Annotated in this window: 16 protein-coding genes, 1 pseudogene and 1 riboswitch; of the genes and pseudogenes, 8 read left to right on the forward strand and 9 right to left on the reverse strand. The window is 73.9% G+C overall.

Going from position 1 to position 18,491, the window contains the following annotated elements; all coding sequences use genetic code 11:
- Positions 1-11: 11 nt before the first annotated feature.
- Positions 12-788, reverse strand: coding sequence for an MBL fold metallo-hydrolase (locus ACZ6Y1_RS07245; protein ID WP_469624349.1), 777 nt, complete (start codon positions 786-788; stop codon positions 12-14).
- A 116-nt stretch (positions 789-904) separates the two neighbouring features.
- Here ACZ6Y1_RS07245 and ACZ6Y1_RS07250 point away from each other — a divergent pair, with 116 nt between their 5' ends.
- The 4 genes and pseudogenes from ACZ6Y1_RS07250 to ACZ6Y1_RS07265 all read left to right on the forward strand — a co-directional run.
- Positions 905-1,309 (forward strand): hypothetical protein, encoded by a 405-nt coding sequence (locus tag ACZ6Y1_RS07250; RefSeq protein ID WP_469624352.1) that lies wholly within the window; start codon positions 905-907, stop codon positions 1,307-1,309.
- A 149-nt stretch (positions 1,310-1,458) separates the two neighbouring features.
- The gene (locus ACZ6Y1_RS07255; protein ID WP_469624355.1) at positions 1,459-3,504 is read left to right on the forward strand and encodes a phage holin family protein; all 2,046 of its coding nucleotides are present in this window, start codon (positions 1,459-1,461) and stop codon (positions 3,502-3,504) included.
- Between the two features lie 53 nt (positions 3,505-3,557).
- Complete coding sequence (locus tag ACZ6Y1_RS07260) at positions 3,558-4,007, forward strand: SRPBCC family protein (protein ID WP_469624357.1); 450 nt, start codon at positions 3,558-3,560, stop codon at positions 4,005-4,007.
- A 71-nt stretch (positions 4,008-4,078) separates the two neighbouring features.
- A pseudogene (locus tag ACZ6Y1_RS07265) lies at positions 4,079-5,171 on the forward strand (hypothetical protein); the annotation flags it as partial.
- Positions 5,172-5,252: 81 nt separating this feature from the next.
- On the opposite strand, the gene ACZ6Y1_RS07270 reads toward ACZ6Y1_RS07265, so the two are convergent.
- Complete coding sequence (locus ACZ6Y1_RS07270) at positions 5,253-6,845, reverse strand: RNA polymerase sigma factor (protein ID WP_469624360.1); 1,593 nt, start codon at positions 6,843-6,845, stop codon at positions 5,253-5,255.
- Between the two features lie 213 nt (positions 6,846-7,058).
- On the reverse strand, positions 7,059-7,820 hold the full coding sequence (locus tag ACZ6Y1_RS07275; RefSeq protein WP_469624363.1) for a methyltransferase domain-containing protein: 762 nt from the start codon (positions 7,818-7,820) through the stop codon (positions 7,059-7,061).
- Positions 7,821-7,876: 56 nt separating this feature from the next.
- A riboswitch (ZMP/ZTP riboswitch) is annotated at positions 7,877-7,970 on the forward strand.
- Between the two features lie 84 nt (positions 7,971-8,054).
- On the opposite strand from ACZ6Y1_RS07275, the gene ACZ6Y1_RS07280 reads away from it, so the two are divergent.
- Both ACZ6Y1_RS07280 and ACZ6Y1_RS07285 read left to right on the forward strand, forming a co-directional pair.
- Positions 8,055-8,900: a bifunctional 5,10-methylenetetrahydrofolate dehydrogenase/5,10-methenyltetrahydrofolate cyclohydrolase gene (locus ACZ6Y1_RS07280; protein WP_469624877.1), complete on the forward strand. Its 846-nt coding sequence runs from the start codon at positions 8,055-8,057 to the stop codon at positions 8,898-8,900.
- A 209-nt stretch (positions 8,901-9,109) separates the two neighbouring features.
- Positions 9,110-9,526 (forward strand): hypothetical protein, encoded by a 417-nt coding sequence (locus ACZ6Y1_RS07285; protein WP_469624367.1) that lies wholly within the window; start codon positions 9,110-9,112, stop codon positions 9,524-9,526.
- On the opposite strand, the gene ACZ6Y1_RS07290 is transcribed toward ACZ6Y1_RS07285, so the two are convergent.
- Together ACZ6Y1_RS07290 and ACZ6Y1_RS07295 are read right to left on the reverse strand one after the other, a co-directional pair.
- On the reverse strand, positions 9,512-10,306 hold the full coding sequence (locus ACZ6Y1_RS07290) for a helix-turn-helix domain-containing protein (protein ID WP_469624370.1): 795 nt from the start codon (positions 10,304-10,306) through the stop codon (positions 9,512-9,514). The genes ACZ6Y1_RS07285 and ACZ6Y1_RS07290 overlap by 15 nt on opposite strands.
- A gap of 43 nt (positions 10,307-10,349) precedes the next feature.
- Positions 10,350-12,140 (reverse strand): hydroxysqualene dehydroxylase, encoded by a 1,791-nt coding sequence (locus tag ACZ6Y1_RS07295; RefSeq protein WP_469624373.1) that lies wholly within the window; start codon positions 12,138-12,140, stop codon positions 10,350-10,352.
- Positions 12,141-12,363: 223 nt separating this feature from the next.
- Between ACZ6Y1_RS07295 and ACZ6Y1_RS07300 the strand changes: the two genes are divergently transcribed.
- Both ACZ6Y1_RS07300 and ACZ6Y1_RS07305 read left to right on the forward strand, forming a co-directional pair.
- Entirely contained in the window at positions 12,364-12,669 is a 306-nt protein-coding gene (locus ACZ6Y1_RS07300; RefSeq protein ID WP_469624376.1) for a 4a-hydroxytetrahydrobiopterin dehydratase, read from the forward strand.
- Complete coding sequence (locus ACZ6Y1_RS07305; protein WP_469624379.1) at positions 12,669-13,433, forward strand: class I SAM-dependent methyltransferase; 765 nt, start codon at positions 12,669-12,671, stop codon at positions 13,431-13,433. The genes ACZ6Y1_RS07300 and ACZ6Y1_RS07305 overlap by 1 nt, the downstream gene beginning before the upstream one ends.
- A gap of 16 nt (positions 13,434-13,449) precedes the next feature.
- Here ACZ6Y1_RS07305 and ACZ6Y1_RS07310 read toward each other — a convergent pair whose 3' ends face one another.
- The 4 genes from ACZ6Y1_RS07310 to ACZ6Y1_RS07325 all read right to left on the reverse strand — a co-directional run bounded on the left by ACZ6Y1_RS07310 (position 13,450) and on the right by ACZ6Y1_RS07325 (position 18,485).
- The gene (locus ACZ6Y1_RS07310) at positions 13,450-13,875 is read right to left on the reverse strand and encodes an RICIN domain-containing protein (RefSeq protein WP_469624382.1); all 426 of its coding nucleotides are present in this window, start codon (positions 13,873-13,875) and stop codon (positions 13,450-13,452) included.
- Positions 13,876-13,885: 10 nt separating this feature from the next.
- Positions 13,886-14,734 carry an aldo/keto reductase gene (locus ACZ6Y1_RS07315; protein WP_469624385.1) on the reverse strand — a complete coding sequence of 283 codons (849 nt, stop codon included), beginning with the start codon at positions 14,732-14,734 and terminating at the stop codon, positions 13,886-13,888.
- A 113-nt stretch (positions 14,735-14,847) separates the two neighbouring features.
- A complete protein-coding gene (locus ACZ6Y1_RS07320) occupies positions 14,848-15,630 on the reverse strand; it encodes an ABC transporter ATP-binding protein (protein WP_469624388.1) in 783 nt (260 codons plus the stop codon).
- Complete coding sequence (locus tag ACZ6Y1_RS07325) at positions 15,627-18,485, reverse strand: ABC transporter permease subunit (protein WP_469624391.1); 2,859 nt, start codon at positions 18,483-18,485, stop codon at positions 15,627-15,629. The genes ACZ6Y1_RS07320 and ACZ6Y1_RS07325 overlap by 4 nt, the downstream gene beginning before the upstream one ends.
- Positions 18,486-18,491 lie beyond the last annotated feature (6 nt).

The raw sequence follows: 18,491 nt of genomic DNA on the forward strand, positions 1-18,491 counted from the left end.
CGCCCCCCAGGTCACGGGAGCCGCACCCGTTCCCCGTGGCCGGGCAGCCGCACCGCCACCTGCGGCGCGAGCCGTCCCGCCAGGCGCACGAACTCCCCGCCGGGCGCGTGGAATTCGTGCGGCCGCACCGCGTCCAGTCCGATCGGCCAGTACGTCCCGTAGTGCACCGGCACCGCCGCCGCCGGGGCCAGTTCCGCCAGCGCCCGCGCCGCCCGCCCCGCGTCCAGGTGCCCCGGACCGAGGTACGGGCCCCAGCCGCCCACCGGGAGCAGGGCCACGTCCACCGGCCCTACCTCCTCGGCCATCGTGTCGAACAGCCCGGTGTCCCCGGCGAAGTACGTCCGCGCCGCGCCCTGGACCACGAACCCGAGGGCCCGCGCACGGTGCGGCCCGAACGGCAGCCGCCGCCCGTCGTGCCGCGCGCTCACGGCCCGCACCCGCACGCCGTCCCGTACGTCGACCACCTCGCCCGGGGCCACCTCCGTCACCCGGAGCCCGCGCCTCCCCGCCGTCCGCGCCAGCCCCGGCACCGCCCGGCACGCACCGCGCGGCACGACGAGCCGGGTCCCGGGCCCGAGCCGGGCCAGCGACGGCAGGTGCAGGTGGTCGGAGTGCAGGTGCGAGACGAGCACCACGTCGGCCACGGCCGCCTCCGGCGGGGGCACCGCCCCGGCCCGCCGCCGCAGATGGGCCAGGCGCCGCGCGAACAGCGGATCCGTCAGGACCCGGACCCCGGAGTCCTCGACCGTGCACGTGGCATGCCCCCACCAGGTGATCTCCACCGTCACCCGGCCTCCCTCCCTCGCCCGTCCCACGAGCCTAAGCCGTGCCCCGCGGATCCGCCCGGAACCGGAGCCTCCCGCCCCCTCCTCCCCGGCGGCGGATCGGAGTAGGGTCGGGCGGCATGGATGAGCTGCGCGTGGCCGCTATCTCCAGCCTGGCCCCGCTCGAAGATCTGGACGCCGACCCCTTCGCCGTGGACACCCGCAGCCAGCAGGCGATGTGCGCCCGCTGGGCAGCGGCCCGGGGCTACGTCGTGACGAGGCAACTGCTCGTCTACGGGCTGCGCGCCGACCACTGCGGGCTCTGGTCCGACGTCGACGCCGGCCAGGTCGACCTGTTCGTCGCCGCCAACCACCGGGTGCTCGCCCGCGCGCTGCGCTCCGTGGAGGAGTTCAGCGCCGAGTGCGCGCGGCGCGGCGTACGGCTGGAGACCGCCGGGCACGACGAACCCCGGTACACCTCCGCGATGAAGGCCGAGGTGCACCGCAGGCTGTCGATGCCGACCGCGGGCTACGACGGCACCTGACCGCCCCGCCCACCCCGCACCCCGGCCCCGGGCCGAGGCCCCCGGACCACGCCCCCTGACAAGGCCCCCGCGTCCCGAATCGTCCGGCCGCGGGGTGGGCCCGCCTGTGCGAGCCTGGAGGCGGGACGGGGCTCGCGGGAGGTTGCGGCGTGGTGCGAGGACGATGGCGGGCCGCGGGCAGCGCCCTGGTGCGAGTGGTCCTCGTATGGGCGGTGTCCACCCTGACCATGCTCGCCCTGGCCGGCGTCCTGCCGGACTTCAGGCTCCAGTCCGGCGACGGCGACAGCATCACGCAGATCGCCCTGACCGCGGCCTGGGGAGCGGGCGCCTTCGGCCTGCTGAGCGCCCTGGTCTGGCCCCTGCTCGTACGGGCCCTGCTGATCCTGCCCGCGCTGGTGCTCGGACTGCTCGTCTTCTCCCTCAACGGCTCCCTGCTGCTCATGGCGCTCCGGCTGATCCCGTCCGGGCGGGGCCAGGTGGATCCCGACACCGCCGTCGTCGTGGCCGCGGTGATGTCCGCGGTGGCGTCGGCCACCTCCACCGCACTCGCGATGCGCGACGACGACGCCTACCGCAGGCGGCTCTACCGGCTCGCCGACCGCCGCCACCGCAAGCTCCCCGGCCCGCGCGCCCCCGGAGCGGACGGGGCGGGGCCCGCACTCCTCTTCCTCCAGCTCGACGGGCTGGGCTACGAGACGCTGCGCCGCGCGGCGGACGGCGGGCTGATGCCCACGGTCGCGGGGTGGCTGCGCGGCGGCCACCGCCTCACGTCCTGGCACACGGACTGGTCGAGCCAGACCGGCGCCAGCCAGCTCGGCATCCTGCACGGCTCCACCTTCGACGTGCCCGCCTTCCGCTGGTACGAGAAGGACACCGGCCAGGTGGTCGTCTGCAACCGGCCCGCCAGCGCCGCCGAACTCCAGCGCCGCGCCGTCGCGCGCACCGGCGACGCCGGACTGCTCACGCGCGACGGGGCCAGCCGGGGCAACCTGTTCAGCGGCGGAGCCGACCAACTGGCGCTCGTCCTGTCCGTGTCGGCCCGGCGCGGCCGGGCGAACCGATCCCGGGCGGGCTACTTCGCGTACTTCTCCGATCCGGCCAACGCCGTCCGCACGGCGGTGTCCTTCGTCGCCGAGGTGCTCCGGGAGGTCGGCCAGTCGGTGGGGGCCCGGCTGCGCCGGGAGACCCCCAGGGTGTCGCGCGGCGGGCTGTACCCGCTGCTCAGGGCCTTCGCGACCGTCGTCGAACGGGACGTGGTCGTGGCGGCGGTGATCGGCGACATGCTGGCCGGCCGCGCCGCGGTCTACGCCGACCTGGTCGCCTACGACGAGGTGGCCCACCACTCCGGCCCGCGCGGCAGGGACGCCGACCGGGTCCTGGAGCGCCTGGACCGGAGCATCGCGCTGATCGCACGGGTCGCCGAGCACGCGCCGCGCGAGTACCGGATCGTGCTCCTCTCCGACCACGGACAGAGCCCGGGGGAGACCTTCCTGGGGCGGTACGGGCTCACCCTCAAGGACCTGGTCCGGGCCGGCTGCGGGCTGCCCGTCTCCCGCCGGGCCGGCCGGACCCGCAGCGGGGCCGAGGCCCGCAACGCCGTGCGGACCGCGCTGCACCGGCCGGTGGAGCCGGACGGGGAGGCCCCGCCCGAGCCGGGCTCCGACCCGGTGGTGCTCGCCTCCGGGAACCTCGGGCTGATCTCCTTCCCCGGCGTTCCGGGCCGCGCCACGCGCCGGTTCGTGGAGCGGGCCCACCCCGCCCTGCTGCCCACCCTGGCGAACCACCCGGGGGTCGGCTTCCTGCTGGTGGACGGGGTGCTCCTGGGCCCCGGCGGAGCCGAGGCCCGGCTGGACGTTCCCGGCGAGGCGGAGGAACTGCTGGCCCCCTTCGGCCCGGGGGCGGCCGAGGCCGTCCGGCGGACCGACGCCTTCCCGCACGTGGCCGACATCATGGTGAACTCGGCGTACGACCCGGTCACGGGCACGGTGCACGCCTTCGAGGAGCAAATCGGCTCGCACGGCGGCCTGGGCGGGGAACAGGGGCACCCGTTCCTGATGTGGCCGCAGGAGCTGGCCGGGCCGCCGGCCGGCCTGGTCGGCGCGGAAGCGGTCCACAGGGTCCTGCGCGGCTGGCTGCGCGACGCGGAACGGGACGGCCCGCAGATCCCCCTGGGCCTGGGGGGTAGTTTGGAATGAGAGCCAGGCCAGGGGGATCCAGGGGGGATCCAGAGGGGACCCAGGGGGTCGCCATGTCAGCGATCAGCAACACCATCGACATCTCCCGCAGCCCGGACGAGGTCTTCACCTACGTCACGGACCCCACGCACCTGCCGGAGTGGCAGGACAGCGCCGTATCCGCCGTCCCGATGGGCGATCTGCCCGTCCACGTCGGTTCGCAGGTCGTCGTCACCCGCAAGGTCGGCAGGCGCCGGATCCCCACGAAGATGGAATTCACCGAGCTCGACCGGCCGCGCAGCTGGCACCTCCACGGCGTCGAGGGGCCGGTACGGCCCGAGATACAGGGAACCATCGAACCCCTCGACGGCGGGGCCCGCTCCCGCCTCACCCTGTCCGTCGACTTCGCGGGACACGGCCTGGGCCGGGCGCTCGTCCCCCTCGCGGTCAGGCCCATGGTCCGCAAGGAGATGCCCCGCAGCGAGGAGAAGCTGAAGAACCTCCTGGAGCACACAGCCGCCTGAGCGGAAAACCGGATGCTCCCGGGCTCGTGGTGCGACCACACCGGGCGCACCACGTACCCCGCCGCACCCTGAGGCCCGACCGCTTCGCCCTCGCCGCCCGCTGCGCGGTCGCCAACCGCTTCCTGCTGACCTTCCCCGTCGGCCGGGCCCCGGAACACCTCCCGGCCGGCTGTCCCGGCGGGGACGAGGAGCTGATCGCCGCCCGCCGGCGCCGCGACGGCATCCCGCCCGCCTACGAGAACTGCGGCACCGCCGGGGACCAACCCGACCAGGTCCTGGTCGGCTGCTCGGTCCCCGACCGGGAGACCGCCTTCGCGCACGCCCTCACCCGGGCCGTCTCCGCCACCATGGCGGTGTCCGGCGGCCACGAGGGCCGCGTCCCGCGCCCCTGGGACCGCGCGCTGAACTGGTTCGTCTCCTCCTACCCCCTGCTCGGCGGGCCGGCGTCCGGCCTGACCCTCGTCGCCGACGCCGAGCCGGCCCGCGCCCAGGGCATCGCCGTCGCCGCCGTCAGACCATCGCCGGGGAGATCTACATCAAACTCGGTCGAGGAGGTCTACGACCGGATCGCCGGCGACCTGCGCCGCATCCGGCGGCTCGCGACCCTGCGCGGCAAGGGCCGCGGCGACATCCTGGGCGAGCCGCTCCCGCACGGCGCGCACCGCCCGTACGCGGACCTCGACGAGTTCTACCGGCGCGGCCTGGTCCAGGGCTTCGACCTGCACGTGCACGAGGACCGCGGGCTCCTGCCCGCCGGGCAGGTCCAGGAGATCCGGGCGCTGGCCCACCCGCCGGTGCCGTGGGACGCGAAGCTCGCCCGCTGGTTCGACGAGTTCGTGCCGCGCCCCGACCCCGTACGGTCGTACGCGCGCCCGGCGCCCCGCCAGGCCTCCACCCCGGACATCCCGCGCGCGGGGCCGCTGGTTCGCGCCCGAGGAGGTGGCCCGCTGCACCTTCGGCGTGGTGCCGGACACCTCGGGCTCGATGAACGCCGCCCTGCTCGGCAAGGCGCTGGGCGCCATCGCCTCGTACGAGCAGGCCCGCGACGTACCGGCGGAGGGCTGGTGCGACACCCTGCGGATCCGGCGCGAGCACGCCCACCTCGTCCCGGAGGGCGCCACCCTGCCGTTCACCCCGAAGGGGCCGGTCCTCCGCCTGACCTGACCGCGTCCGGGCCTCCCGTGAACGGCGACGCCCCCGCACCGCCGGGCGGCGGTGCGGGGGCGTCGTGTGCCGGGGGCCGGCTCAGTCGAGGTAGTCGCGCAGGACCTGCGAACGCGACGGGTGGCGCAGCTTCGACATGGTCTTGGACTCGATCTGGCGGATGCGCTCACGGGTCACCCCGTACACGCGGCCGATCTCGTCCAGCGTCTTCGGCTGGCCGTCGTTGAGGCCGTAGCGCATGGAGACCACGCCCGCCTCGCGCTCCGACAGCGTCCCCAGGATCGACTGGAGCTGCTCCTGGAGGAAGGTGAAGGAGACCGCGTCGGCCGGCACGACCGCCTCGGAGTCCTCGATGAGGTCACCGAACTCGCTGTCGCCCTCCTCACCCAGGGGGGTGTGCAGGGAGATCGGCTCACGGCCGTACTTCTGGACCTCGATGACCTTCTCGGGGGTCATGTCGAGTTCCTTGCCCAGCTCCTCCGGGGTGGGCTCACGGCCCAGGTCCTGGAGCATCTGGCGCTGCACGCGGGCGAGCTTGTTGATGATCTCGACCATGTGGACCGGGATGCGGATGGTGCGCGACTGGTCGGCCATGGCGCGCGTGATCGCCTGCCGGATCCACCAGGTCGCGTACGTGGAGAACTTGAAGCCCTTGGTGTAGTCGAACTTCTCCACGGCGCGGATCAGGCCGACGTTGCCCTCCTGGATCAGGTCCAGGAAGAGCATGCCGCGGCCGGTGTAGCGCTTGGCGAGGGAGACCACGAGGCGGAGGTTGGCCTCCAGCAGGTGGTTCTTCGCGCGGCGGCCGTCCTCGACCAGGATCTCCAGCTCGCGCTTGAAGGCGGGCTTGTGGTCCTCCTCCTCTTCGAGCTTGTACTCGGAGAACAGGCCCGCCTCGATGCGCTTGGCGAGCTCGACCTCCTGCTCGGCGTTGAGGAGCGGCACCTTGCCGATGAGCTTGAGGTAGTCCTTGACGGGGTCGGCGGTGGCACCGGCGACCATGACGGTCTGCGCCGGGGCGTCGTCCTCGTCGTCGTCGGACAGCACGAAGCCCTGACCGCCGCCGGCCTTGGGCGACTCCTCCTCGGGCTCGTCAGCGAGGTCCTCGACCGCCCAGTCCTCGCCCTCGACGACCGGGTTCTCGCCCTCGTCGGCGTCCTTGGCGGTGGTCTTCTTCGCGGCCGCGGTCTTCTTGACCGCGGTCTTCTTCGCGGCGGTCTTCTTGACCGTGCGCTTCTTCGGCTCGGCGGCGACCGTGTCGGACGCCGCCTCGCCGGCGGGAGCGGCAGCGGCCGGCGTGGCGGATATCGCCGAGGCCGTGGCCGGCGTGCTGGTGGCGGCCGTCTTGCGCGCGCCGATGGGGCGCGGCGGGGCGACGGCCTTCTTGGTCACGGTACGGGCAGGGGCTGCGGCCGCCTTGCGGGGCTTCTTGGCGGCAGCCTTCGTGGCGGGGGCGGCGCTGACGTGGAGGGCGACGCCCTCCTCGTCCAGGACCTGGTTCAGGCTGCGCAGGACCCGCTTCCACTGGTCCACCGGGATGCGGCCGGCCTCGAAGGCCTGGCGCACGTCGTCACCGTTGATGTGACCCTGCTCGCGGCCGCGCTCGACGAGCGCGACGAGGGCCTCCGATTCGGCGATCTCCGGAGGGAACGTACGGGACGGGCTGAGCGACACAAGGAGCCTCTCGTTGCGAGCAGATAAGGGATCGGCGGGACATCATCGCGCGAACTTGGGAAACAGACCCGAGGGGGTCTGTATTCCGGGCCGCGCGAGGACACCTGTCGGTTCATCGCACGCTCGAGTCGATTCGTTACGCGCTGAATTGAGTGACCTGCGCCACGCCGCCGACGGGCAACCTGCCGACGGGGATTCCGTCCGCCCCCGCCGTCAGTCCGTTTTGCGGGCTTCGATGAGGAAACGGGCGGTATGTGCGACGAACGGACCTTCGCGTTCGATCTGTTCGTGCAGCTCGCGCAGCCGGTCCCGGTACTGCCCGACCGTGAAGCCGGGCACCATCCAGATCACCTTCCTGAGGAAGTAGATCACGGCTCCGATGTCGTGGAACTCCGTACGGAGCCGTTCGGAGCGCAGGTCGACGACCTCCAGGCCGGCCTTCGTGGCGTCGCTCACGGCGTCGTCGGGGTGGCGTGCGCCCCGGACCTCCTCCGGCTGGGGCCCCAGGAAGTACTCGACGAGCTCGAAGACGCTCGCCGGCCCGACCTGCTGGGAGAGGTAGGTGCCCCCGGGGGTCAGGACCCGTGCGATCTCGTCCCACCAGATGGTCACCGGATGGCGGCTGGCGACGAGCTCGAAGGCCTCGTCGCCGAAGGGCAGGGGCGGCTCGTCCGTGTCGGCCACCACGACCGCGCCGAGCGGGTGCAGCAGCCGGGTCGCCCGGTCGATGTTGGGCGGCCAGGACTCGGTGGCCGCCGTCAGCGGCGGCAGCGGGCCGGCCCCGGCCAGGACCTCGCCCCCGCCGGTCTGGATGTCCAGGGCGGACCGGACGCGGGCCAGCCGCTCGCGCAGCAGCCGCTGGTACCCCCAGGAGGGACGCTGCTCGGTCGCCCGGCCGTCGAGCCAGGAGAAGTCCCAGCCGTCCACGGAGACCGACTCGGCTTCCGCGACAAGATGGTCGAAAGTACGCGTCATGCCCTGATCCTCGCAGGCCGGGCCCCGGTCGACCACCGGATATGTCGACTACAGTGGACGCGGGCCGTGACTGGCGTTCGGGTGGATCACCACCGGGGAGCGGCCCGGCGTACTCCGGTACGTCGTCTGCCGCGCGCCTGGGCGAACCGCGATCCGCAGCGACGTTCAGGAGACCCCGTGACGACTGCCCAGACTGCCCCCGCCGCCGCTCCCGCCGCCGGCTCCGCCCGGCTGATGGACGGCACGGCCCTCGCCCGCCGCATCTCGGAGCGGACGGCCGCCTACGCGGCGAAGATCACCGAGCGCACCGGCACCGCGCCCTGCCTCGCGACCGTACTGGTCGGCGAGGACCCCGCCTCCGTGACCTACGTCCGGATGAAGCAGAACCGTTGCGCCAAGGCCGGGATCACCTCCCGCCACGTGGAGCTGCCGGCCGCGACCACCACCGAGGAACTGGTCGCCGCGATCACCGCGCTCTCCGAGGACCCGGAGATCAGCGGCATCCTGCTCCAGCACCCCGTCCCGCACCACATCGACGAGCGCGCCGCCTTCGAGGCCATCGCCCCCGGCAAGGACGTCGACGGGGTCACCATGCACTCCTTCGCGGCCATGGGCTTCGGGCTGCCCGGCTTCGTCTCCTGCACCCCGGGCGGCATCATGCGCCTGCTCGCCGAGTACGACGTGGACCTGACCGGCAAGCACGCCGTGGTCGTCGGCCGCAGCGCGATCCTGGGCAAGCCCGCCGGGATGCTGCTGCTGGAGCAGAACGCCACCGTCACCTACTGCCACTCCCGCACCAAGGACCTCTCCTCGATCGTGCGCCAGGCGGACGTGCTGGTCGCCGCCGTCGGCAAGGCCGAGTTCATCCGGGGCGAGGACATCAAGCCGGGCGCGGTGGTCCTGGACGCCGGTTACAACGAGGGCAACGTCGGCGACGTCCACTTCGAGTCGGCGGCCGCCCGCGCCTCGCTGATCACCCCGGTCCCGGGCGGGGTCGGCCCGATGACCATCGCGGTCCTGCTGGAGCAGACCGTCCAGGCGGCCGCGGCGCAGGCCGGGCTGGACCTCGCGGACCTCTGACCCGCACCGCGCCCGCGCGCACGGCGAACGCCCCGGACCCTTCGGCCCGGGGCGTCCCGTTTCCCGCGGCCGGGCCGCATGACCTCACAGGTAATCGACCCGTCGGCGGCGGCGCGGCAGGGTGGGGGCATCGGGTTCCGGAGCTGCGCACTCAGAGCCGGGACCCGGTACCCACCCCGCGTTCCTACCTCGATGGAGGCTGACCAGCCATGTCCGCGACCCTCATCGGTACCCTCGCCCGCACCACCGAGCCGCAGACCGCCCTGCGCCGCTTCCTCGCCCTCGACTCCGTCGTCACCACCGGCAACGGGCTGGCGTACGCGGCCTTCTCCGCCCCGCTCGGGAGGCTGCTCGGGGTCGGGCAGGGTCTCCTGCTGGGACTGGGCGTCTTCCTGGCCGTCTTCGGCGCGGGGGTGGGCCGGCTCGCCTCGCGGCGCCGGCCGGCCGCCTTCCCCGTCAAGTTCGTCATCGAGGCGAACTACGCCTGGGCCGTGCTCAGCCTGGTGTCCCTGCTCGCCTGGTTCACGCCCACCACCGCCGGCCTGGTGTGGATCCCGGCGCAGGCCCTCACCGTGGCCTCGTTCGCCCTGCTGCAGCAGCTCGCCCTGCGCTCAGTCGCCGAGTGAGCGCAGGTACTTCACCGTCGCCGGGTCGGCCGGGAGCATCGTCTCGATGGCCAGCTCGGCGACGGTCACGTCCATGGGCGTGTTGAAGGTCGCGATCGAGGACACGAAGGACAGCAGGTGGCCGTCGTGCTCGATGACCAGCGGCAGCGCGATGTACGGGACGGCTTCCTCCGGCCCGGCGCCGCCGGGCCGCTCCGGGACGGGGTAGGCAGACACCTCCTCGTACAGCGCGCGCAGCGGCTCGGAGCGGGCCAGCGCGATCTGCCGCTCCATCTGGGCCAGCAGGTGTCCGCGCCACTCCTTCAGGTTGCGGATCCTCGGCGCCAGGCCCTCGGGGTGCAGGGTGATCCGCATGGCGTTCAGGGGCGGCGCCAGCAGGTGCTCCGGCAGCCCCTCCATCAGCATCATGACGCCCCGGTTCGCGGCGATCACGTGGTACGTGGCGTCCACGACCAGCGCCGGGTAGGGCTCGTAGCCGGTCAGCAGGCGCTGAATGCCCTCGCGCAGCGTCTCCATCGCCGGGTCGTCCAGAGCCGTCTGCGCGTAGCGGGGGGCGTAACCCGCCGCCAGGAGGAGCGCGTTCTGCTCCCGTACCGGTACGTCCAGGCGGTCGGCGAGCCTCAGTACCATCTCCTCGCTCGGCCGGGACCGTCCGGTCTCGATGAAACTGATGTGCCGCGACGAGGAGTCGGCCCGGCCCGCCAGTTCCAGCTGGCTGATCCCGCGCCGCTCCCGCCAGGCGCGCAGCAGGGCCCCGACCGTGGGTGCGATGGTGGTCATGTTCACGACCGTAGCCGAGATGTCCGTCCCAAGTGGGGCCGGTTCAGCCCACGTCGAGGACGTTCCGCAGGCCGAGACGGTAGCGCCACAGGTCGTGCCGCTTGGCGGACTCGACCTCCGGAGCCCGGTACAGCGGCCGGATCGCGCAGCGCGCGCTCGGGGAGCCGTCGCGGTCCAGGAGGGCGTTGACGGCCGCCCGGGCCGAGGCGTTCGCGCCCTCCATCGTGGCGAGGTCGATGTCCACCGCGACGTAGTCCCCGCTGAGGAAGAAGTTCGGGACGCGGGTGCGGGCGCTCGGCCGGTTGTGGAGGGTGCCGACGGGGTGGATCAGCAGCTGGTCCTGGTTGGTGGGGTTCGGGGTGCCGAGCCCGTCGACACCCGGGTCCAGGTGCCAGGAGTGCAGGGTGGAGTCGCGCAGGAGGGTCTTCCCGCTGTCGTTCAGGGAGGCCTTCAGCTGGGCCCACACCTCGCGGGCCACCTCGTCGCGCGTGCACTGCTTTGCCGTCTTCCCGTACAGGATCCCGGGCTTGTCCCACTCCGAGATGTCCACCGACAGGCAGTCGGCCGCCGCCCCGTCGCCGTAGTCGGCGGGGAAGTCGCGAGCGGGCCAGTGCTCCGCCTGCTGGATCGCGGTCAACGACCAGGGCGAGTCGATGCAGTTGAGGTGGCCGTGCACCAGCGCGGCGCGTTCGGTGAGGTAGAACTGGATGCCCGTCATCCAGTCGGTCTGCAGCTGGTCGCAGCGCCCCAGCATCGGGTCGGCGGCGCGCAGAGCGGCACTCCAGGTGCGGCGGGCGTGCTCCACGGGCAGGGCGCTGACGTAGTGGTCGGCGGTGACGGTCTGCCGGGCGCCGTCCGGGCCCTCGACGGCGACCCCGCTCACCGCGCCGTCCCCGTACCGCACCTCGCGCACCGTCCAGCCGATCCTGAACTCCACGCCGAGGGAGCGCAGATGGGCCTCCCAGGGGTCGATCCACGCCTCGTTGGTCGGCAGGTTCAGGATCCGGTCGGGCGGGCCGTCCGCGCCGCGCCCCAGCAGGTTGAAGACGAAGGCCTCGCCGAGGGTGCCGACCGTGCGGGTGGAGGCCTCCTCGGCCTTGGTCGCCACGATGTTGCGGGTCACGCCGACCGCGAGGATGCGCTGGTACTCGCTCGACATCTGCTCCGCGCGCACGAACTCCCACCAGGGGGTCCGCTCCCAGACGTCGTTGCGGCGCTCGTCGCAGCTGGTCAGGAAGACGAGGGCGCGGTTGACGAAGTACGCCGTCTCGTGCGGCGGCAGCCGGACCAGGGACTGCAGGATCCCGGTCAGTGCGCGGCGCAGCTCGTCGGGCGTCAGCTCGGCGGAGGAGTGCTCCGGCCACGGGATCGGCCCGCGCAGGTCCTCGCGGCCGCCCGACCGGGCGAACATCATCTCGCGCGGTGCGACGAGGTTGTCCCAGACGCCGTTCGCGTTCCCGGGGAAGGGGATGCGCCGCATGGTGTCGGGCAGGTTGTGGTAGATCCCGGGGATGAAGCGGAAGCCGTGCTCCGCGGGCAGCGGACGGCGGCCGCCGCGCGCGCTGCCCGGCACGTCCATGCTGCGCGCCTTGCCGCCCAGCGCCCGGCGCTCGTAGACGGTGACGGCGTAGCCCCGCTCGGCGAGTTCGTGCGCCGCGGTCAGTCCGGCCACCCCGCCCCCCAGCACGGCGACCCGCCGGCCCTTCTCCGCCGCCCGGGCGGGGGAGGCCGTGGCGGCCGCCGCCGGAGTCGGCGCCACGGCGGCGGACAGGGCCCCCGCGGTGGCCGCCGCGCCCGCGATGAACGTACGCCTGGAACTGCCTGTGCCGGTCATGTCGATGCCGCCCCTCGTCCCGTGCCCGTCACGTGATCATCGAAGACGTGCTGGCAATGCCGCCGTTACCGGTGGTAACAGCCGCATCGGCGAAGGAGCATATGGGGGGCGGGGCGGGCACGGAAGGCGCAGGAGCACCCGAGCGCACTATGGCGCGAAAGGGTTGCCCGGGCGTGCGCTGTGGGAACCTTGACTACACGTCACGGGGAAAAGGAGCCGGTGCATGCCGAGTGAGCCGCTGTCGCAGAAGGAGATCGAGGACCGGTTGCGGGAACTTCCCGGCTGGGCCTTCGAGGACGACCGCATCCTGCGCACCTACCGGCTGGACACGCACTTCGCGGCGAGCGCCCTCGTCGCCCACATCGCCAGCGTGCAGCAGGAGTTGAACCACCACTCCGACCTGACCCTCGGCTACAACACCGTCCGGCTCTCCGTGAACAGCCACGACGCCGGAGGCGTGGTGACCGCCACCGACTTCGCGCTCGCCGAACGCGTCGAAGCCCTCGCCCCCGCCCACGGCGCGAGCTGATGACCACGCACACAACGGACCTCAGACCGTTGCTCGACTACGACGCGGAGGCCGAGGTCTACGACGCCACCCGCGGCGGCGTCCCGCGTGCCGAGGCCGCCGCCGCGGCGGTCCTCGGTCTGCTTCCCGCCGGCACCCGCACCCTGCTCGACCTCGGCTGCGGCACCGGCATCGTCACCGCCCGGCTCACCCGCCCCGGACTCAGCGTCCTCGGCGTGGACGCCTCGCCCGGCATGGCCGCCACGGCCCTGCGGCGCGGGGTGCCCGTGGTGCTCGCCGACGCGGCCCGGCTGCCCGTGCGATCGGCCTCCCTCGACGCGGTCAGCGCGGTGTGGCTGCTGCACCTGCTGCGCGCACCCGGCCTGGTGCCGGCCGTGATCGCCGAGGCCGCGCGGGTGCTGAGGCCCGGCGGGGTGTTCGTCACCACCGTCGACAAGGACTCCGCGCACGACGTCGGCAGCGACATCGACGCCGTCTTCGCCGCACACCTGACCCCGACCCCCGCGGACTCCTCCGGGGAGGTCGAGGCCTACACGGCGCGCGCGGGCCTGCGCCCCGCCGGTGAGGCCCGCTTCCGGGGCCACGGCCAGGGCCGCAGCCCCCGCGCCTCCGCCGAGGCGCTGCTCGCGGGCCGCTACGCCTCGCGCGTGGTCCCGCGCGGCATCACCGCGGCGGACCTCGCCGCCCGCCTGGAACTCCTGCCCGACCAGGACGTGCCGCGCGCGGAACCGACGTACCGGCTGCGCGGTTTCGTACGCCTCTGACACCGGCGGGGCGGGGTCAGGCGGGTTCCAGCCGCCACCACTGGGCCGGCGAGTCGGTGTCCTCGCCCTGCCGGGCGCGGCCCTCCTCGTCGGCCTCCAGCAGCAGGTCGCTGATGCACGCCACCAGCGACACCACCCCCGGATCGTCCACGTGCCGCTCGACGAGCCACTCCTGCGCGCCGAAGGCGTTGGCCCGCCACACCTGCACCCGGGCACCGCTCTCCGTCGAGGCGTTGGCGACGTCCAGACGCCGCTCGTTGTCCTCGCTCACCACGTGGAAGACCCCGCCGCCGCTGTGCACCGGCGCGATCCGCCAGCGACGGGCCGCCTCCGGCGCGGGCGGCCCGTCCGGACCCACCCGCACCCGGGAGGCGCCCTCCAGCTGCAGTACCAGCCCGCTCTCCACGTTGCGGATCCGGTATACCCCCTCGGGAGGATTCACCCGCCCGGCCTCACACGTCGAATGCGGCCGGGTCCGGCCCGATCCGCCGGCCCGCGGGCCCCGCGCCCAGCGCCTCCAGCGCGGCGACGTCCTGCGCCTCCAGCTCGAAGCCGAAGACGTCCAGGTTCTCCCGGATGCGCGAGGGGGTCACGGACTTCGGGATCACGATGTTCCCGAGCTGCAGGTGCCAGCGCAGCACGACCTGCGCGGCGCTGCGCCCGTACTTCTCGGCGAGGGCGGTGACGGCCGGCAGGGTGAGCAGCTCCTGACCCTGGCCCAGCGGGGACCAGGCCTCCGTGGCGATCCCGCGCCGCGCGTGCTCGGCACGGAGCTCGGCCTGCGGGAACAGCGGGTGCAGCTCGATCTGGTTCACGGCCGGGACCAGCGGGCTCTCGGCGGCGATCCGCTCCAGGTCCTCGGCACGGAAGTTCGACACGCCGACGGCCTTGGCGCGGCCGCTCTCGGTGATCTCCTCGAAGGTCTTCCAGATGGAGACGAAGTCGTCGCGCATCGGGCGCGGCCAGTGGATCAGGTACAGGTCCAGGTGGTCGAGGCCCAGCCGGTCGAGGGACTCGTCGAAGGCGCGCAGCACCGCGTCCCGGTCCCACGTCCGCGAAGGCCCGTTCCACAGCTTGGTGGTGACGAACAGCTCCTCGCGCGGGATCCCGGAAGCGGCGATGGCCTTGCCCGTGCCGGTTTCGTTGCCGTAGATGGAGGCCGTGTCGATGCTGCGGTAGCCCGCCTCCAGCGCCGTGCCGACGGCCCGCTCCGCCTCCGCGTCCGGAACCTGCCAGACGCCGTAGCCGAGCTGGGGCATGAGCGTGCCGTTGTTGAGCTTGATGGTGGGGACCTGGTTCACGTGTCCTGATTCCTCGCGTCGGCGGTACGGCTTCGTACGAGGGGCCACAACCGGCCCCCCGTACGACGTATTCCCGGCCGCCCGCCCCGGCCGGGTCCCACCACCCGGCCGGGTCACCGGGTCCCCAGATAGGCCTCCCGCACCGCCGGATCGGCCCGCACCTGGGCCGCCGTGCCCTGCGCGAGCACCGAGCCGAGGTCCAGTACGACCACACGGGCGCAGAGGTCCATCACGAAGGCCACGTCGTGCTCGACCAGCAGCACCGCGCAGCCCTCCTCCTCGGCCAGCCGCCGCACCACCCGGGCGAGTCGCTCCCGCTCAGGCGCGGACATCCCCGACGCGGGCTCGTCCAGCAGCAGCACCCGCGGCGGGTCGGCCACCGCGCGGGCCAGCTCCACCATCCGGGCCTGCCCGACCGGCAGACCACCGGCGTACGAGGCGCCGAGCGCACCGATCCCGCAGTCCGCCAGCACCCGCTCGCCGCGCGCCCGGCGCTCGCGCTCCCGGCGGCGCCGGGCCGGCGAGGCGAGCAGATCGGCGGCCAGCCCGCCCCCGCCGCCCCGCCACTCCTGCGCGACCAGCACGTTGTCGGCCACGCTGAGCTGCCCGAAGAGCTGCTGCCGCTGGAAGGTCCGGCGCATGCCGTGCCGGGCCCGCCAGACGGGGGAGCGGCGTGTGATGTCGGCCCCGTCGAGGAGCAGCCGCCCCTGGTCGGGGCGCCGGATCCCGGACAGGACGTCGAACAGGGTGGTCTTCCCGGCCCCGTTCGGTCCGATCAGCCCGCACACCTCGCCCGCGCGGATCCCGAGGTCCACTCCGGCCAGGGCCTGGACCCCGCCGAAGTGCACGCCGACGCCGCTGGCCCGGAGCACGTAGCCGTCTCTGTCCTCGCTCATGTCCCCGTCCCCAGGTAGGCCTCGGCGAGCCGGTCCGCCTCCACCTCGGCGCGCGGGCCGCACCAGGAGACCCGGCCCTGCGAGAGGCAGGCCACGGTGTCGGCGATGCCGAGGATCTCGGCGGCCTTCTCCTCCACCAGCAGCAGGGCGGTACCGGCGTCGCGGAGCTCGGTGAGCACCGCGTACACCTCGTCCACGACGCGGGGGGCGAGGCCGAGCGAGGGCTCGTCGGCGATGAGCACCCGCGGTGGCCGCTGCAACAGCGGCGCCAGCGCCAGCATCTGCTGCTCCCCGCCGGACAGCGCCCCGGCCGGCACCCCGCGCCGATCCCGGAGCCGCGGGAAGCGGTCGTACACGGCGGCGCGGGCGTCGGGTGCCCCGAGGTACAGCGCCAGGTTCTCCTCGATGGTGAGCGCGGGGAAGATCCCCCGGCCTTCGGAGGCGAGCAGCACGCCGGCGCGCGAGCGGAGCACCGGGCCGTCGCGGGTGACGTCGCGGCCGTCGGTGAGGACCGCGCCGGTGGTGACGGGCAGGGCCCCCGCCGCCACCCGGCAGGCGGTGCTCTTGCCGGCGCCGTTGGGCCCGAGCACGGCGAGGATCTCCCCTGCCCGCACGGCCAGGTCCACTCCCTGGAGCACCAGCCCCCCGTCGTACCCGGCCGTCACGCCACGCAGCTCGAGGGCGGGTGCGGAGGCGGGCCCCGCGGGCGGCTCGTCCCCCACCCCGCCCCTTCCCGAACCGGGGCTCCGCCCCGGACCCCGCTCCTCAAACGCCGGAGGGGCTGGAATTCGGCCGCTGCCGTCCGTGATCACAGCGCCGACGGGGACGAATTCAGCCTCGCCGGCGTTTGAGGCGCGGGGGTCCGGGGGCGGAGCCCCCGACGGGTCCGGGGCGGAGCCCCGAGGTTCGGGAAGGGGCGGGGTGGGGGAGAGCCCCGCAGGGGTACGGGCCGCGCGCCGCTTGGCCAACCGCACCGGCACGGCCGCGCAGTACCCGTCGGGGTCATTGGCGAGGGCCAGCCCGGCGAGGCCGAACAGGATCACCGGCAGGTGCGCGGACGAGGTCACGTAATCCGCCAGCAGCCTCGGCGCGGCGGCGAACACGAGCCCCGCCACCACCGCGTACACCGGCCGCCGAACCCCCGCCGCCACCACCACCGCGAGCCACACCAGCCCCGTCATCGCCGTGAAGTCCGTCGCCGTGATACGGGTGTTGTACGAGGCGTACATGACGCCCCCGAAGCCCGCCAGCCCCGCCGACAGCGTGAACAGCGTCAGCTTGGTGCGCAGTACGGACACACCCGAGGCCATCGCCGCCGCCGGGGCCGAGCGGACCGCCAGCATCGCCCGCCCCGACGGGGAGTCGCGCAGCGCGCCCAGCCCCGCCGCCACCAGCGCGACCAGGACCACCAGGGCCACCCCCATCGCCCGGTCGTCCGAGAGGTCCACCGGACCGAACACCGGCCGCGGGACCGACCATCCCGAGTCGCCGTTGCGCAGCCACCGCAGCTGGAACAGGACCTGGTCCGCGAGGAACGCCAGGGCGAGCGTGGCCAGTGCCAGCGACCTGCCGCCCAGCCGCAGCGCCGGCAGGGCGACCAGCGCCCCCAGCAGCGCGGCCACGCACGTGCCGACCGCCAGCGCCGCCACGAACGGCCAGCCCCGGCTCATCAGCAGTCCGGCCACCAGCGCGGCCGCCGTCACGAACGTGCCCTGCGCCAGCGAGACCATCGCCCCGAGCCCGGTCACCACGGTGAAGGACATGAACACGAGCGCGATGGCCAGCCCCTGGGCCAGCATCCCGCTCCAGAACGGTGTGGTCACGGTGTAGAACGCCACGCAGAGCAGCACGGCGCCGACCGCCCACACCCCCCACCGGCGCCCCCACGAGGCACCGGCGAGGTGGTCCACCGGCGGCGCGTCCGCGGCCGCGACCCCCGCGGCCCGGGCCCGGCGGGTCAGCACCAGCAGCCCGCCGAAGAGGATGAGGAAGGGCACGGCCGTCCGGAAGCCGGTGACGGATTCGGCGAAGGAGGCGTAGCCAGCGACCAGGTTCTGCAGGACGCCCAGCCCGAGTCCGCCGGCGAAGGCGAGCGGCACGGACGCGAACCGCCCGATGACCGCGGCCGTCGCCGACACGAACAGGAACAGGGTGAAGTCGTGCGCCGACAGACCGAGCAGCGGGGTGGCCAGCACGCCCGCCAGGCCGGCCAGCCCCGACGAGATCATCCACGCGACCGAGGACAGCCGGTCGGCGCTGATCCCGCGCAGCTCGGTCAGCGAGCGGTTGTCGACGGCGGCCCGCAGTTGCAGCCCCAGCCTGGTGTGCCGCATCAGCACCCACAGGCCCACCGCCACGACCGCCGTCACCGTCCAGGTGATCAGCTGGTCGGAGTCGATGCCGACCCCCTCGGCGAGCTGCCAGGACCTCGCGGGGCTCGGCCCCACTCCCGGCAGCCCAAACTGGTTCTCCGCGGGTTTCACGGGGGCGCCCGCGTCGGAGAGGAGTTCGACGGCCCACAGCCCGGCGGCGGGCAGGGCCACCAGCAGTCCGATGGTGGCCACGATCTGCGCCGTCTCGCCGACCCGGGCGAGCCGCCGGAACATCAGCCGGTCCAGCGCCCACCCGAGGGCGGGGGCCAGGACGAACACCACCAGCAGCGCCGAGGGCACCGCGGGCCAGTCCAGACCCGAGTGCACTTCGTAGAAGGTCAGGGCGCACAGGTAGGCGGTGGCCCCGTGCGCGAAGTTGAACAGCCCGGACGCCGAGTACGACAGCACCAGCCCCGTGGCGAGCAGGGCGTACAGGGCGCCGGAGACCAGGCCGCTCAGTACGAAGACGAGCAGATCACCCATGGTCCT

The organism is Streptomyces sp. NPDC053432, assembly GCF_055585365.1.

Coding starts and splice junctions, on each gene's coding strand:
- ACZ6Y1_RS07250 (WP_469624352.1), top strand. CDS start 905: ATGGATGAGCTGCGCGTGGCCGCTATCTCCAGCCTGGCCCCGCTCGAA.
- ACZ6Y1_RS07260 (WP_469624357.1), top strand. CDS start 3,558: ATGTCAGCGATCAGCAACACCATCGACATCTCCCGCAGCCCGGACGAG.
- ACZ6Y1_RS07275 (WP_469624363.1), bottom strand. CDS start 7,820: ATGACGCGTACTTTCGACCATCTTGTCGCGGAAGCCGAGTCGGTCTCC.
- ACZ6Y1_RS07280 (WP_469624877.1), top strand. CDS start 8,055: ATGGACGGCACGGCCCTCGCCCGCCGCATCTCGGAGCGGACGGCCGCC.
- ACZ6Y1_RS07285 (WP_469624367.1), top strand. CDS start 9,110: ATGTCCGCGACCCTCATCGGTACCCTCGCCCGCACCACCGAGCCGCAG.
- ACZ6Y1_RS07290 (WP_469624370.1), bottom strand. CDS start 10,306: ATGACCACCATCGCACCCACGGTCGGGGCCCTGCTGCGCGCCTGGCGG.
- ACZ6Y1_RS07295 (WP_469624373.1), bottom strand. CDS start 12,140: ATGACCGGCACAGGCAGTTCCAGGCGTACGTTCATCGCGGGCGCGGCG.
- ACZ6Y1_RS07300 (WP_469624376.1), top strand. CDS start 12,364: ATGCCGAGTGAGCCGCTGTCGCAGAAGGAGATCGAGGACCGGTTGCGG.
- ACZ6Y1_RS07305 (WP_469624379.1), top strand. CDS start 12,669: ATGACCACGCACACAACGGACCTCAGACCGTTGCTCGACTACGACGCG.
- ACZ6Y1_RS07320 (WP_469624388.1), bottom strand. CDS start 15,630: ATGAGCGAGGACAGAGACGGCTACGTGCTCCGGGCCAGCGGCGTCGGC.
- ACZ6Y1_RS07325 (WP_469624391.1), bottom strand. CDS start 18,485: ATGGGTGATCTGCTCGTCTTCGTACTGAGCGGCCTGGTCTCCGGCGCC.